This is a genomic window from Vibrio orientalis CIP 102891 = ATCC 33934 (assembly GCF_000176235.1).
GTDB lineage: Bacteria > Pseudomonadota > Gammaproteobacteria > Enterobacterales > Vibrionaceae > Vibrio > Vibrio orientalis.
This window is the reverse complement of the sequence record NZ_ACZV01000004.1, coordinates 280,484-296,183: the sequence shown is the minus strand read 5'-3', so window position 1 is coordinate 296,183 and position 15,700 is coordinate 280,484. Positions and strand designations below refer to the sequence as shown.

At 43.9% G+C, this 15,700-nt stretch carries 17 protein-coding genes; 12 read left to right on the top strand and 5 right to left on the bottom strand.

The features are described 5' to 3' along the window. Positions 1-157: 157 nt before the first annotated feature. Positions 158-478, top strand: coding sequence for a hypothetical protein (locus tag VIA_RS04905; protein ID WP_004411458.1), 321 nt, complete (start codon positions 158-160; stop codon positions 476-478). 59 nt (positions 479-537) lie between these two features. After that, positions 538-1,224: a helix-turn-helix transcriptional regulator gene (locus tag VIA_RS04900; protein ID WP_004411457.1), complete on the top strand. Its 687-nt coding sequence runs from the start codon at positions 538-540 to the stop codon at positions 1,222-1,224. Between the two features lie 71 nt (positions 1,225-1,295). Here the strand turns inward: VIA_RS04900 and yjjG are convergent, their stop codons facing one another. Beyond that, complete coding sequence (gene yjjG, locus VIA_RS04895) at positions 1,296-1,970, bottom strand: pyrimidine 5'-nucleotidase (RefSeq protein WP_004411456.1); 675 nt, start codon at positions 1,968-1,970, stop codon at positions 1,296-1,298. 267 nt (positions 1,971-2,237) lie between these two features. Between yjjG and VIA_RS22300 the strand changes: the two genes are divergently transcribed. The 3 genes from VIA_RS22300 to VIA_RS04885 all read left to right on the top strand — a co-directional run bounded on the left by VIA_RS22300 (position 2,238) and on the right by VIA_RS04885 (position 4,698). Next, positions 2,238-2,390 (top strand): hypothetical protein, encoded by a 153-nt coding sequence (locus VIA_RS22300; protein ID WP_004411455.1) that lies wholly within the window; start codon positions 2,238-2,240, stop codon positions 2,388-2,390. Positions 2,391-2,676: 286 nt separating this feature from the next. Then, entirely contained in the window at positions 2,677-3,825 is a 1,149-nt protein-coding gene (yiaY, locus tag VIA_RS04890; RefSeq protein WP_004411454.1) for an L-threonine dehydrogenase, read from the top strand. A 141-nt stretch (positions 3,826-3,966) separates the two neighbouring features. Next, complete coding sequence (locus tag VIA_RS04885; RefSeq protein WP_004411453.1) at positions 3,967-4,698, top strand: dienelactone hydrolase family protein; 732 nt, start codon at positions 3,967-3,969, stop codon at positions 4,696-4,698. A 64-nt stretch (positions 4,699-4,762) separates the two neighbouring features. Here the strand turns inward: VIA_RS04885 and secF are convergent, their stop codons facing one another. The 4 genes from secF to VIA_RS04865 form a co-directional block, all read right to left on the bottom strand. Then, positions 4,763-5,665 carry a protein translocase subunit SecF gene (gene secF / locus VIA_RS04880; RefSeq protein WP_004411452.1) on the bottom strand — a complete coding sequence of 301 codons (903 nt, stop codon included), beginning with the start codon at positions 5,663-5,665 and terminating at the stop codon, positions 4,763-4,765. 2 nt (positions 5,666-5,667) lie between these two features. Next, positions 5,668-7,515, bottom strand: coding sequence for a protein translocase subunit SecD (gene secD / locus VIA_RS04875; protein ID WP_004411451.1), 1,848 nt, complete (start codon positions 7,513-7,515; stop codon positions 5,668-5,670). A gap of 91 nt (positions 7,516-7,606) precedes the next feature. Further along, positions 7,607-8,074: a hypothetical protein gene (locus VIA_RS04870; protein WP_004411450.1), complete on the bottom strand. Its 468-nt coding sequence runs from the start codon at positions 8,072-8,074 to the stop codon at positions 7,607-7,609. Positions 8,075-8,173: 99 nt separating this feature from the next. Continuing rightward, the gene (locus tag VIA_RS04865; protein ID WP_004417188.1) at positions 8,174-8,845 is read right to left on the bottom strand and encodes an SH3 domain-containing protein; all 672 of its coding nucleotides are present in this window, start codon (positions 8,843-8,845) and stop codon (positions 8,174-8,176) included. Between the two features lie 55 nt (positions 8,846-8,900). Between VIA_RS04865 and VIA_RS04860 the strand changes: the two genes are divergently transcribed. From VIA_RS04860 to VIA_RS04830, 7 genes are all read left to right on the top strand, one after another. Then, complete coding sequence (locus VIA_RS04860; protein WP_004411448.1) at positions 8,901-9,464, top strand: hypothetical protein; 564 nt, start codon at positions 8,901-8,903, stop codon at positions 9,462-9,464. Positions 9,465-9,712: 248 nt separating this feature from the next. Next, the gene (locus VIA_RS04855; RefSeq protein ID WP_004411447.1) at positions 9,713-10,984 is read left to right on the top strand and encodes a serine hydrolase domain-containing protein; all 1,272 of its coding nucleotides are present in this window, start codon (positions 9,713-9,715) and stop codon (positions 10,982-10,984) included. Between the two features lie 5 nt (positions 10,985-10,989). Continuing rightward, positions 10,990-11,784, top strand: coding sequence for a hypothetical protein (locus VIA_RS04850; protein ID WP_004411446.1), 795 nt, complete (start codon positions 10,990-10,992; stop codon positions 11,782-11,784). Positions 11,785-12,023: 239 nt separating this feature from the next. Continuing rightward, positions 12,024-12,827 (top strand): porin family protein, encoded by an 804-nt coding sequence (locus VIA_RS04845; RefSeq protein ID WP_004411445.1) that lies wholly within the window; start codon positions 12,024-12,026, stop codon positions 12,825-12,827. 101 nt (positions 12,828-12,928) lie between these two features. Next, positions 12,929-14,281, top strand: coding sequence for a YadA C-terminal domain-containing protein (locus VIA_RS04840; protein WP_004411444.1), 1,353 nt, complete (start codon positions 12,929-12,931; stop codon positions 14,279-14,281). Between the two features lie 79 nt (positions 14,282-14,360). Further along, positions 14,361-15,044, top strand: a complete 684-nt coding sequence (locus VIA_RS04835; protein ID WP_004411443.1) for a thioredoxin domain-containing protein — start codon at positions 14,361-14,363, stop codon at positions 15,042-15,044. Between the two features lie 71 nt (positions 15,045-15,115). Further along, complete coding sequence (locus VIA_RS04830) at positions 15,116-15,658, top strand: phosphatase PAP2 family protein (protein ID WP_004411442.1); 543 nt, start codon at positions 15,116-15,118, stop codon at positions 15,656-15,658. Positions 15,659-15,700 lie beyond the last annotated feature (42 nt).

Below are 15,700 nucleotides of genomic sequence, written 5' to 3'. Positions count from 1 at the left end.
ACAATACCTATAGCACATATATTCCACCATGCGCATAATGACGACTATTTTTCGTCTATTTTTTGACCTAAAACACTCCTGACACATTCTGACAGTCGTTTTGGATAACCTTATTTCGAACTTAAGCACCACCACTCCAGACGAATAAGGAAATATGATGAAAAGTGTTATCGAAATTGTCCGCTTCAAATTACTTCAAGATGTAACAAGTGAACAGCTAATTACCGCCACTGAAAAGAGCCAGAAATTCGTTTCATCGTTGAATGGTTTTGAGTATCGTTCATTAAGTTTCGAGCAAGAGAGCGAAACATGGACAGATGTTGTTTATTGGGACTCGATGGACAATGCAAAAGCGGCAGGTGAACAATTTATGTCGAGCGAAGATTGCGCTCCGCTGATGGCTCTTGTTGACCCAGAAAGTGTCATCATGCAACATCAAACCATCATGATGAGTGACTTAGCGGCGAAATATCGCTAACACCCATGGACAAGAGGCCACAATCTGGCCTCTTTTTGTAACGACAGAAAGGATTCCGTGTGAGTAAGTCTGAACGCCTCTTTGAGCTTTTAACCCTACTTCGCTCTAAGCGATATGCGGTCACCGCCACCCAACTTGCTGAGCGAATGGAAGTAAGTGAGCGGACTATCTATCGAGATATTCAGTCACTGATCGGCTCTGGGGTCCCTATTCAGGGAGAGGCTGGCATAGGTTATATGCTTCAGGATGGTGCTCACCTTCCACCACTCATGTTTACCGACAAAGAGATGCTCGCTCTAGAGCTAGGAATGCGCATGGTTCGAGCGTGGTCTGATGATGAGTTGGCTCAGGCCTCACAATCAGCCTCTGCAAAAATACTTTCCGTGTTGCCGGATAAATTAAAGCAGCAAGTCGAAAGCTTCCCGATTTTTGTGCCTGAAATCCACACCGCTTCTGAAACGGCAAGACGGGGAAAAATGCTGCGCCATGCGACTGATGACAAGTTGAAGATTGAAATACATTATTCAGACTATCAAGGGGCAGAAACACGCCGCTGCTTACAACCATTGGGGCAAATATTCTGGGGTAAAGTTTGGACCTTGGTTGCTTGGTGCGAATTACGAGATGATTATCGACACTTTCGCATCGATAGAATTAACAAGCTTACGATTCTCGATGAAAAATTTGAGACGACAAAAACAAAAAATCTGGAGCACTACATAAAACAGCATGCTCCAGACGCTTAACAAAATGCTACTTACTTCAGAGTTGGCACGATATTGAATGCAAGTATGACTTCAATTGGAGCACTAACTGGTCACGCAATAAGAATGTCTTTCAGCTCATGCAGCGAGCTCACCGTGTAATTTGGTTCGATTGATAAATCACGCTCATCCCCGACATGATTTAACCAGCAGGTTTCGATGCCAAAGTTGATACCACCTAAGATATCCGAATGCTGGTTATCACCAACCATCAGAATTTTACTCTTACATGGCATTCCCATCTTTTCCAATGCATGACTAAAAATAGCTCGGTCAGGTTTGGCGACCCCGACTTCTTCTGAAATAATCACGTGCTCAAAGTATTGGCTCATGCCCGTTCGCTCAAGTCGAATCGCTTGTAATTCAGTAAAACCATTGGTAATGATGCCCATTTTTGCCTTGCCATGCAGGCTATCCATTAGTTCTTTTGCTCCTGGCAACAAAGTACAAATATCGGCCATCGCTTCAAGGAACGCACTGTTGAGATCTGAAGTCGTCGTTTCTAATCTATCAACCCATTCTTGGAATCGAGTATGTTTCAGTTCATGCGCGGTTATCGTTCCATCCTGGTAATCCACCCATAAAGGCTTGTTGACTGTTTGATAGTGGTTAAAGTCTTCCTCAGTAAAATCCACTCCTTTGCGTGAAAACATCAGCTGCATACCTTTAAATGCATCAAAGTGAAACAAGGTTTCATCAGCGTCAAACAAGATCCAATCGTATTTCATTCTTATCTCCTCAAAAATACGTGGATAGTGTAGATGTTTTTCATTTAGATGATAATCCATTAATGCAAAAACGTTCTACGCCCATACGCCATACTGGGATAAAGAGCTGCAGCTATATCAATTTGAGCTCATTCATGCGATGTGACACCAAGCTCATAATTCACCCACGTACACGACTGTTGGGTGATTTTATGACCTAAGACAAAAATACGCATCAGGTGGCGCGACACAATCATTATGTACCCCGCAGTTCTAGGAGATAATGATATGAAACGCTTCTTTCCATCCAGTGTCATGCTTACACCGTTTGTCGTTAAACACTATGCGTCCGATGAGCGTGAAGAGGCTATTGAAGAAGAGCAACAAGAAGAGCTAGTGCCAGAATCAGACCAAGAGTTGATTGATTCAGCAAATCGATAATCCATTTGCAGCTCCCCATATCTGCCCCCGGAATAACAGCCCTTACACCTAACTGTAAGGGTTTTATTTTATGCTCTACTTACCTAAATATGTTGAGAAAACGATTGCGTTAACTCATTAATATTTAACATATTTATTGCCATAACCCTGGCAAAATGACTAAGTTCACAAATTCCTTTCTGCATACCACTTTTGGGTAACTTAATTGCTTGAGATCAAATTTAGGCTTGGGATATTTATGCGAATCTAGATGCAGTTATTAAATATATAAATATGGAGCAATCCAATGACAAGTGCATTTTTTATCCCTACAGTAAACCTAATGGGTGCTGGCTGCCTTAAAGACGCAACCGACAGCATCCAATCTCAAGGCTTCAAAAAAGGTCTTATCGTAACTGACAAAATCCTCAGCCAAATTGGCATGGTGAAACAAGTTCAAGATTTATTGTCTGAGCGAGATGTTGAGACTGTAGTATTTGATGGCACTCAGCCAAACCCAACCATCAGCAATGTTAACGACGGCTTGGAGCTTCTGATAGATAACGATTGTGATTTCGTAATTTCATTAGGCGGCGGATCACCACACGACTGTGCTAAAGGTATTGCGCTCGTTGCCTCTAATGGCGGCAAGATTGCCGATTACGAAGGCGTTGATCAATCCGCTAAGCCTATGCTGCCGCTGATCGCGATTAACACTACAGCAGGTACAGCATCTGAAATGACTCGCTTCTGCATCATCACGGATGAAGAGCGTCATATTAAGATGGCGATTGTCGATAAACACACAACGCCTTTAATCTCGGTCAACGATCCTGAGCTAATGCTAGCGAAACCTGCATCACTAACGGCAGCGACAGGTATGGATGCTCTCACTCACGCCGTTGAAGCTTATGTCTCTATTGCTGCAACACCGATTACTGATGCAGTGGCGATCAAAGCTATTGAACTGGTTCAAGCACACCTGCGAACTGCAGTAGAAAATGGTGATGACATCGAAGCTCGTGAACAAATGGCTTACGCTCAGTTTATGGCAGGTATGGCATTTAATAACGCATCGCTCGGTTATGTACACGCAATGGCGCACCAGCTAGGTGGTTTCTACGACCTACCACACGGCGTATGTAACGCAATCTTGCTACCTCACGTACAGCGTTACAATGCTCAAGTATGCCCTGAGCGTCTTCGTGACGTCGCGAAAGCAATGGGAGTGAATGTAGAAGGCATGACTGCAGAGCAAGGCGCTAATGCCGCTATCGATGCAATCGTTGCCCTAGCGAAAGATGTTGGCATCCCTGCTGGCATTAAGGAGCTAGGTGCGAAATCAGACGATATCCCAACTTTAGCAGATAACGCACTAAAAGATGCTTGTGGCTTTACTAACCCTAAGCAAGCAACCCACGAAGAGATATCAGCGATCTTCGAAGCAGCGATGTAACGAGTTCTTTTCCTTTTGATCCAAGCCTCCCTCGGGAGGCTTTTTTGTTACTGTCATGCCAATTAATTGTCTGTGAATCAGCAGTGATCGCTTGTCATACTCGTCTACGTACTACACTTCTACGACAAAAGGAGGTGTTTTATGAAATTAATATTGGTTTGGATTTCTGCTCTGTTGAGTTCTTTCGCCTTCGCAGGGGAAGATAAGATTTACAATGTAAATGGTAGTGAATACGAGGGGTACTGGGCGAAGATTAGTAATAATGCACCATTGGTGTTGCTGATTCACGATTGGGATGGACTTACAGACTATGAGAAAAAACGAGCGGCAATGCTCAATGAACTTGGTTACAACGTATTTGCAGCGGATCTATTCGGTAAAGGTATCAGACCCACAGAGGTAAAAGATAAAAAACAACACACGGGAGAGTTGTACAAAGACCGAGAAAAACTGCGCGCGCTTATGCAAGGAAGTCTAGACTATGCGGCGTCGTTAGGCGGCAACACTGATAATACGGTGGTTATGGGTTACTGCTTCGGCGGAGCCGCAGTATTGGAGTCAGCGCGAGCGGGAATGAACGCGAAAGGATTCGTTACTTTCCATGGCGGATTAAGTACACCGAAAGGCCAATCTTATACCATGACCAAAGGACCTATTATGGTACTTCACGGTACAGCCGACACTGCAATTCCAATGTCTCAATTTGCCGCACTGGCTGACGAACTCGAAAAATCAAACGTCAAACATGAGATGATCACCTACAGTGGTGCTCCGCATGCTTTTACTGTTTTTGGCAGCCCTCGTTATCGTGAAGATGCTGATACTAAATCGTGGTCCAGCTTTACTAACTTTCTGGCGATGCAAACCAAATAAACAGATCCATAAAGAAAACGCCCGATGTTTACACATCGGGCGTTTATTTTAACTATCTTTCCGCTTAAGGCGCGTCATCCACTTCAACTGGTAAGTAATGTTTAGGTTCAAGCTTCAGCCATTCAGGCAATACAGTACCGATCGAGATAGAAGACCAAGTACCTGATAAAATACCGATGAACATGGCAATCGCAAAGCCTTGCAGCGCGCTACCACCCATAATCCACAATGCTGATACCGTCATTAACGTAGTACCCGAGGTCACCATGGTACGTGAGAACGTCGCTAGCACTGCTTGGTCGTTAATTTCCTCAGTCGGAGTCGTTTGTTTCGCTAATAGTAACTCGCGGATACGGTCGGCAATGATGATAGAGTCATTCAATGAGTAACCAAGAATCGCCAATATCGCTGCAAACACAGTTAAGTTAAATTCCATTTGTGTTGCCGCAAAGAAACCAAGCACTAACACCACGTCATGAACCAACGCTAGCAATGAACCACTCGCTAAACGCCATTCAAAACGGAAACATAGATAACCTAAGATACTCATCATTGAGATAAGTAGTGCTAAACCACCTTGATCGACTAGGTCTTGACCGACTTGAGAGCCAACCATGCTATTACTGATTACTTCAACTTGATGAGAAATAGGCGCTAATGTTTGCGTAAGATCGGCAACCTCATCACCTTGTGCTGGGATTGGGTAACGAATCACCCAACGACCATCTTGATCTGAATGGGTGACATTGGTGAACTCACCCAGTTCTGGCTGAAGCGTATTCACTAACTGCTGGTGAGTGACGTTGTTGTCGACTTTGACTTCCGTCACCATACCGCCAGTGAAATCCAGACCCATGTTCAGGCCATTCGCCGCCAATGCAATCAAGGACACTACCATTAAAGCAATGGAAACAAAGCTGGTAATGTAACGAATACGGCGGATACGTTGTTTAAAGAATTCGACCATGATTAAACCCTTACGTCACGACGAGCGTCGCGTCCCCAAACTAAGTTAATGATTGCGCGTGAAGCGAATACGCCGCTGAACATACTGGTCAAGAGACCAAGACCAAGAGTCAAAGCAAAGCCTTGAATTGGACCATTACCGATCGAGTACAGCACGACAGCGGTAATCATGGTGGTGATATTGGCATCTAGAATGGTGCTTAGTGCACTGCCAAACCCTAGATCGATAGACTGAGCAAAGGTACGCCCCTCTGCCAATTTATCTTTAATACGTTCGAAAATAAGTACATTGGTATCCACCGCCATACCGACAGTAAGAACCAAGCCAGCAATACCTGGAAGAGTTAACACAGCTCCCGGTAGTAATGCGATAAGGCCTAACAAGCTGACCATGTTAACCATTAGAGCGACGTTTGCCACCCAACCAAGTCGGCGGTACCATAGCGCCATAAAGGTCAGTGTCATCGCTAGGCCTAGCGCCAAGGCAGCAAAACCGTTTTGGATGTTTTCAGCACCCAAAGATGCACCAATGGTGCGCTCTTCAACGATCGTTACAGGGGCTGTTAATGAACCCGCTCTTAGCAGTAGTGCTAAGTTTTGCGCGTCTTCCATAGAGCCCGCACCAGTAATTCGGAATTGGCTACCTAGTTGTGATTGAATCGTCGCAACACTGATGACTTTCTCGCTACGCTCGGTTTCACCTTTCGCGTTAGTAGTGTACTCGCGGTACACCGTTGCCATTGGCTTACCAATATGAGTGCCTGAGAAATCACTCATGATCTTACCGCCCGCATGATCGAGTGAAATGTTCACTTCAGAGAAGCCCATTTTATCGATACCAGCTCGAGCATTAATGATGTGTTCACCAGTAAGAACGGCGCGTTTCGCTAAGGTTACGTCACGACCATCGTTGTCTTTCAGAACGATGTCGCCATACGCTTTCTCTTCAGAAGGAGAGCGCGATTCATGGAATGCCAACGTTGCAGTGGCACCAATTACGTTCTTCGCCAACGAAGGATCTTGTACACCCGGTAGTTCGATACGAATGCTGTGCTCACCTTGGCGTTGAACTAAAGCTTCTGTAATACCTAGCTCTTCAATACGATCACGCATGATCTTAAGGTTTTGCTTGATAGTGACAGATTGGAATTCAGATTTACTTTGTAGTGTTGGTTTAACAGCAATGTAGTCTGAGTGACGCTTTGCATCCCATGTTGGGTAGTTTTGCTTTAAGAAATCGCCAACCGCACCCATCGCTTGTTCAGAATTACTCTTAATATCAAAGCCTTCAGAACCGACTGCGGTAATTTGCACGCCACGAATGCGCTCTTGACGTAAAAAGTCACGCACTTCATCGACTAAGCTATTGCGCTGATCTTCAAACGCTTTATCAATATCTACATTAAGTAGGAACTGAACACCGCCACGAAGGTCAAGACCAAGCTTAATTGGTGAGAAGCCAAGTTCACTTAACCATTGTGGCGCAACAGAGACATAAGAGAATGTGATGCTATCTTCTTTGCCCAGCATCTTGTCGAGCTCTTTACGTGCTTGTGTCTGAGCCGTTTCGTTGTCGAACACTAGCGTTGTTTTTTGGCCAACTTGGTCAATTTGGATGACGTCAATATCGCGCTGATCAAGGTAGCGATTCAGTTCACTAACATTACCAAGAATTGAGTTACTTGCTTGTGGTGACGTTGTCACCTGTATTGACGGTTTCTCACCATACCAAGTTGGTATTGCACTTAACGTCAGCATAATGATCGTAGCGATCAGCACCACATACTTCCACGCCGAGTAGTGGTTCATCAGGCGTGCAGATTTCGCCTGCTTAACAGGTTGTTTTTTCATAATATTTCTTAACTTTGCTAGGCACAGTAATCCGTGCGTAGTATTAAAATAATGAAGATTAAATTCTTCGTTTAACTAAGTTAAAAAATGATTAGAAATGACCGTTTAAGGCGACGTAAAGCGTGTTCGATTCTTTCCAGCCGGAAACTCGGTAGATAGCATTTTGATTCGAAACGCGTTGAGTTGAGGTAACAACCGGAAGTTTATACAACCGATAGAGAGGAATAGCAGCAGGTTCAAAACCTACCGTTTCAAGATTCGATTTAGGTTCAGCGTCATCAAGTACACGAGTGACATTTGACCAACGATTCGCATTGATAATCGCTAACCAATCTTGCGCAATATCTGATTGAGTTACTGGCTCTGATTGGGGTTCTTGGCGTACTTCATCAAACAGAGCTTGGAAGTCTTGTTCTGAAGAAGGTGAAGCGCCGAGAGAGCGGTAACTAAGTCTAGCAGAAGCTTCGTTTTCAGCTTGTAACAAATAGGCAAAAGCCTGCGTTGGTAGAACCATCGCAAGTAAAACTAGCCAGAAATATGAAACAATTCGCTGAAGCATTGATTAGCCAAATAATATAGAACATGTCGATGTTAGACCTAAGGCGTCAACCAGACAACTAAAATATTCTAAAAGCTAATATTTCAGTTTTAGTAGCATTTAACGGTAAAAGGTTTTGCCCGTTTGAACGTTCAGGTAAATCTTGTTTGCCTGTTTCAAACCACCACAATAAACAAAATAAGCCTCTTGCTCATCAAAGGTCACTGAGCGCACCCAGCCTTGAGTTTCTTCAAAATCTTCTGGAACACAAGTGCCATCTTTTAACAGATTATCAGTGGTCTTAATGAACATCTCAAAATGCTGCTTAAAGTCATCAGAGTTTTCAATGTACTGACCCACTGTTTCTAAGCGTTCTTTTTTGGTGACCGTCGGTGCGACTTCAAGTAGTGCTTCCATTGGCACCCATTCAGCCACTTCTGGTCCACCCTCTTCATAAACATAATAGGGAGAAATACGTCCCCAGCCGTCACGTTTTTCCAGAATGTGCAATTTATCGCCACGATATACGACACTTTCGACAAAAGCGTCAAAATCAGGCATTTCACGGACACCAAGCCTTGGCGGACTCACGTAGTAGTCAGTCACCGGCGGCTTCACTTGCTCTTGCTCTTCCTCTTCCACAATTTCAAGTGGCGTTATCGGCTCTTTATTTCCTTCAGCTTCTAGCGCCGCCATCGCATCTTGTTGTGGCTTGTAGTAGAAAATGTAGTAACCACCAGCAGCACAGCCAATACCTAAAAGCAGTAAGACAAGCATCATTAGCTTTTTCATATCCGTTCTGAATTTTTCCTATACTTATCGAATCAAAACCACGGCATCCATACTTATGATATGGCATTACTTTAATACTATAACGGCAGCAATGCTGATCACTTTACCTTTTCAAGTGAACGGGTCCCAATGCAATGAGAAAAGTTGGAATGCCAGCCTCAAAGTCCAACAAGAACTGGATGAGTCGTACAACCTTCACGCTTCACGGTTTAACCAGTTTCTTAAGCTATACCAAAATCAGCCATTTCTATTTCAGGAATTTAGTGCCGATGAAATTCACAGTTTATGGTCAACAAACAACGCTAGCTATCTAGAACATATGAACGCTCAAATTAAAGCCTCAACCGTCATCATTGATCTTATCGATAATGAACGTAGTGCGATCGAACCTCTCAATGAAGAGGCCTCACGCCAACAAGACAAATGGCTAACCATTAGCCGCAACTGCCAAACCAACGGCAAAATGATTAACATGATTTCCGGCTTAGACTATGCGCAGCTTAATCAGGCGTTAATTCGCGATATAAGCATACTGCTGAGAAAATTGGATACTTTGCAAGCTCGGTATCTGAAAGAAGTTGAGGCCTTGGAAAGCAGTCGTCCAAAGCCTCATGAATAACTCTCCCCTCCCTCGAATTCCAAATTCACACCGTTAATGCTCTTTTTCATTGCTTACGTTGGTAAACGCCAATGCACCTAACCATCACCCCCATCGATTTCGAACGCCAACCGAATCATTTAAAAACCACAAGAAGCCGATAGACGCCGAAATCGAAACAAAAGTAATTAAGTGGTTTCAATTATGATTCGATAAGTGTATATTTCGGCCAATAGAATCATTTACGAATCAAAAGTAGGAATGACATCATGAAGAAATCACTTATGGCACTAGCAATAGTATCAACATCACTAAATGCAACAGCACTTGTTCTAAATAAACCAGATTCAGACTTTATCGACAGTGCTTCCACAGTTGGGGTGACCCTAAAAAACTGGGATTCGGGCAAGTCAGCAAAACTGACGATGAAACACGCGTACCGATTCACTCACCACATGGAGATGGTCAAAGGTGAATATATTCACAATGTAGGAAATGCTTCTGGCTTCGATCTAGACAGCGTGAAAGGAGTAGATGTTGACGGACTTCTCCCTATGAGTGTGATTCTCCGTGACCGACTAAATCAGGAATCTCTAGTGATTCTTAAGAACGGCCAGCTAGTCGATGAGTATTACTGGTCAGGAATGCACAAAGATCAGACCCACTTACAGATGTCAGTGACTAAATCATTTACATCAATGACACTCGCTACGCTAGCGATGGAAGGTAAAGTCGATATGAATGCGGCAATCACCGACTATTTACCAGAACTTAAATCGTCACCGTCATACTCAAAAGCGACAGTCCAACAAGTCGCAGATATGCGTTCTGGAGTTCTCATCCAAGCTACCAATGGTAAATCTTGGGATGAACGCATGACCCAGGTCCAAGAATGGAACGGTACAAATAACTACCCAAACCTCAAGTCTGTTTTGGACTTTGGAAAACTTGTAGATGTTCGTACTGATATTAAATCAGGTGAAGCTTACGACTATCAATGTATAAATACTGAAATGCTGGGAATGGTGATTACTCGAGTCACAGGTCAATCTTTAGCTAAAGTCATGGAAGAACGCATTTGGAAGAAAGTTGGCTTTGAGAACAACGCGTACCTGCAAACCAATTCTAAAGGCGAAGCTGTTGCATCCGGTGGTCTGAATGCAACAACTAGAGACGTTGCGCTAATGATGGACGTTTTAATTAATGGAGGTAAAAACCGTAAAGGTGAGCAGGTTATCCCTACAGAATTCGTTCAGAACCTTCTTGATGGTAATGAAGAAGTTCGTGCGGCTTGGGCGCAAGGGAAGGAAAGCAAACTCGCTCCTGACGCTTGGTACAAAGACCAAATTCGCACATTCAAGATTGATGGTCACAAGTTCCTTGCATTTGTAGGTATCCATGGCCAAGTCGTAATTGGGGAGCCATCTACAGGCATCGTAATTGCGATGAACGGCGCACAATACCAAATGGAATCAACACGTACAGTTGTTATGACGTTCCAACACGTGATCCCAACCCTTCTTTTCGCAGTTGAAGGTTAATTTCAATGCCTCAAGTAAAAATCGCAAAGACTATCGCCAATCTATCTGCTGGAGCTCTAATCGCGGCGATTACCCTATCCTGCTCTAGCACGAACGCTACCTATCTCGATGAGGAAACTGGGGAGGTGGTGGTAGTCGCTGAATCTGAGTTAGATAACGAGGGAATGCTTGGCGCTGGCTATGGTGGCGTGGCCACCAGCCACCAAATAAACAATGGCGATCCATTGGCCGCCAGAAAAAGCTTTGGCTTAAGCCGAGCTTATGACGCTACGCGAATTCGTGGCGCTTATGGTGAAGATGCACATTTGTTTACATTGGATTTTGGCTTCAACAACAAACGCCAGCGTAACTATCAAGTTGAGTACACCTACCTAAGTGATTCAGATCAGGGTGTATCTATTGAATTTCTAGGAAGCGATGGCGACGACCGGAATGGCTTTGGGTCGACGGTCAGCTACGCCCAAAAGCTAACACTCCACGACAACGTGATGATTGTACCCAAAGTTGGCATTGGCAGTTTATTCGGACGACTTAAGGATGGAAAGACTAACACTGATGCTGATTCGGTCATTCTAAAATCGAGTTTACATACCATGTACAGTTTCGATTCTGGCCATTGGCTGTATGCCAAACCACAAACGGCATATATAAACCATGCGAACGCTTGGAGTTCCAATCTTGAACTCGGTGGTGGATATATGCTTAACGACCACACCAGCGTGGGATTCAAATATGACATCACACACTTCAAAGGTCATAGCGAAGCCAAAGGATGGTTCGAAATAAGCTACAACCCATAAAACAAGAATCAAATATGAAACAAAAAGGCCAAGATTAGTTAATCTTGGCCTTTTTTGATGCCAACAATTAATCTTTCTGATCTTTTCGATAAAAAAACAGCTTCACAAATGATTTTTTGATCTGTATATTCCTCACTCAGACCACAAATGAAACCAAACCAAATTAAAAAGTTTCATTTATGGAATTAAATCAAGGATTGATTTTTCATATTTGACAACTTGTAAATAGGAAACATCCAATGAAAAAACTAGCAGTATCTACAGCAGTCCTAGCAGCAATGGCAGCTTCACCAGTTTTCGCATCTGGCTTATCAGTTGACGTCTACGGCGATCGCGCTTTTGCTGGCGACAAGAAAGGCAACTCAACTCAAGGTGTTGAAGTTGGCTACGATTTTGAGAACGGCCTTTCTCTATCAGCAGAGGCGACTACAAACAAAGACCTTGATTTAGATGCGGCATGGAAATTCCAGCTAACCGAGTCAGTTTACCTACAACCCTCTGTTGGCTACGTGCTAAACGATAGCAAAACGTACCGCGCAGAAGATCCAAACGTTGATGGCGGCTATGAGTTCCTTGAACTAAAAGGCACTAACTCTGATGTTGCTAAAGCTGGCCTAGAGTTTGGTTACGACAATTCACAATTTTTCTACACCCTTCGCGGTCGCTACGAAGCAAACACAAGCAAGCTTGCTCTGACTCACGAAACTGGTGGCTACGATGCAAAAGGCAACCCAGTTAACGTTGAACGCCATTCAATCGGCGCTCGCTCAGAAATTGCTCGATTCGACTCCCTGATAGGCTACCGCTTTGACTACGTAACTCTTACAGCTAAAGGCATTCGCAAATTCGAGCTTAACAAAGACATTAAGCGACTAAACCGTGAAATGAATACAGACAACGATCGTTGGTCTGGTGAGTTTAAAGCAACAGTTACCGCGTGGGACGGCGTAGCCCCTTACGTTGAATACACGCATGACAAAGCTTTCACCCAACACGGCAAAGACGACCAGATCATCAAGATCGGTACAAAGTTCACATTCTAGTAACCCGAAGAATTCCAATAACCCCTTGCACATAAGGACGCGGTTTAGGCAATGGATTGCCATTTTTTAAACAAATTTTGCAATTTTAATTAGGTAATACCATGAAAAAGACTCTTTTAGCTCTAACTGTAACTTCTATCTTCTCTGGCGCGGCTTTTGCGGCTGTAAACCCTAATACGGACGCTGACCACACTGTCTCAATTCAAGAGATTCAAGATTCAGGCGTACAAATCATTCGTGATTATGACCCGGTATCTAAGGAAACAAACTACATACTTGTTGATGCAGAAATGAACAAAATTGCTGATGTTGACGTGCACAATCACAAAGGCAAATTCACAATCACGAATGATGAAGTTGAAGTCAACTATGATGCTCGCACCCAAAAAGGCGACGTTAAAGCTCACGGCTCAGATTCAAAACAAACAATCAAAGTTGTAGACATTCAAGATCTTCCAGATATCGACGGCGAAAAACGCCCTAATGATCGCAACAATGACCAGAACAACCACAATGATGGTCGTCTAGATTCAATAACAAAAGAACTAGCTAAAGTTGTACATGATGGTAATACCGTAAAAATCGGTGATATTGAAGTTAACCGAGGCAATCTAAAAGAAGCTTCTGAAATCTACAACAACCTAACTGAAAAGCAGAAAAAAGAGCTTTACGACTACGCGACGAACTCAGAGGTTGAAGTTAAAAAAGATATCGACCACGACCGCAACAACGACCAGAACAACTCTGACGTTAAAAAAGAGCGTGAGTACCAAATGAATAAGGCAGGCCTAGAGCGTGCTCTTGAAAATGCTCATGTTAACAACAAAGAGTTCGTTATTGATGGCGAGAAGTACACGGCTCTAGAACTACGTAATAACTTCGCAGACCTTGACGAAAAAGGCCAGCGTGCAGTTATCAATGAACTTAAAGAAATGCATAAAAATGGGGATACCAACGACATTATCAAAGTTGTTGATGGCGAAACAAATAACGGCGGTAGCAACAAAGTTATCGATGAAGATACCCGCAACGGCGAAATTTCTACAGAAGTAGACAAGCGCATTGCTGCTGCTGACCAAAAAGTACGCCAAGAAGCTGCTGCTTACGCTACTGCTGTAGACAAGCAACTTGCAAACCACGAAGGCCGTATCTCTAGCCTAGAGAAAGATATGAAAGAAATGGGTAACAAGATGCTCGTTCTTGAAGACCGTATGGATGGTGTTGTTGCCTCTTCTCACGCAATCACTAACGCACGCCCTGTTCTTTCTCAAGCGGGTCAATATGGTGTGGGTGTCGGTGTAGGCCACGCTGGTTCTAAGCAAGCCGTTGCTCTTGGTGGTGCTATGCAATTCACTGAAAACTGGTCTGGTTCAATGTCTGTGAACTATGAAACAAAAGGTAAGGTTTCTTCTGACCAGTTCTCTGCTGGTGTAGGCGCACAATACGTTTTCTAAATCACTGCTAGCGCGCCATGGACGGCATTTTCCTAAGAATAAAGGTCTGTTTATCAGACCTTTTCATCCAAGGTCCACTATGCAATTTTCCAAACAAGTAAAAGTTACCGGACTTTTCTACTTAGCACTCGCGAGTGCGGTTACAGGTCTAGCCGCTAAACATTTTCCTAAAGCAAGTGCTTCAACAATCACGCCAGTGTTTTATCAAACACTGGAACATTATGAGCTGTTTGAAGGTGACCAGTACGTAACATTGAAACAAGATGCTGCCACAGAACCAGAAGTGAAACTGTTTTTCACTCCTTACTGCAAGCCTTGTGCAGTTGTACATACGCCACTCAAGAACATCACTAAACGTGCTGGCCTTAAGTTTATCGAAGTACCCGTTAACTTCGGTGCAATCGGCAAAGACATTCAAGAAAGCGTCTACACCGCAGAGTCTCAGGGCATTAGTGAAAAATTCATGGCTGAATTACTAGGCGATATACACCATAAACGTAACGCCGAACCGAAAAGTCGTGAAGACCTTGCGGCACTTATTGAACGCTGCGGCGGCGACGCGACCAAGTACCGTGCTGGTTGTGAACAGGCCCGCTCTTATGCGGAAAACTTAGACACGTTAGCCAAGCAATACAGTATCAACGCGACGCCAACAATTGTGGTCAACGGTAACAAGCAAATCAATCTGCATAACCTACGAAGCTTGGCCGAGCTTGAATTCATCATTATGAGTTTAAGCAGGAATACGGGCGCGAATAGCTAAGACAAAAGATCATTCAAAAGAAAACACCAGCGCTAGAACAATAGGTAGCAAACAACCGAGGCAATAAACAAATGAAAAAGCTAATCGCAGCAATGCTATTAGCAGGGAGTGCTTTTAGTTCTGTAGCAGATAACTCAACTACAGAGCAGATAGGAGATTTAGGTCAAATAGCGATACCAGTTGTAGCACTTGGTATCGCGTGGAGTAAAGACGATACCGAAGGTATGTGGCAACTCACTAAGGGGATGTTAATCAATGGGGCGATTATCCAAGCTACAAAATACGCTACTGCTGTGCAGCGTCCAAATGGTGGAGACAACCACACATCCTTCCCGTCTGGTCATACAGGTGCAGCATTTGGTGGTGCGGCATTCCTACACCATCGCTATGGCCTCGAATATGGCCTACCGGCTTACGTAGCCGCTACGTATGTCGGTTATTCACGCATATACGCCGACAAACACTGGGCAACAGATGTGTTGGCAGGTGCCGCAGTAGCCTACGGCGTTAGCTACTTTGTAACAACCCAATTTCAAGACGAACGTTTGGTAGTGACTCCTGCCCGATTCGGTAATTCAGATGCTCAAGGCATCCTTTTCAAATATCAGATTTAAAGGTAAGAAACTCGAAATTCCCATGAGTTCACTTTAACCAAA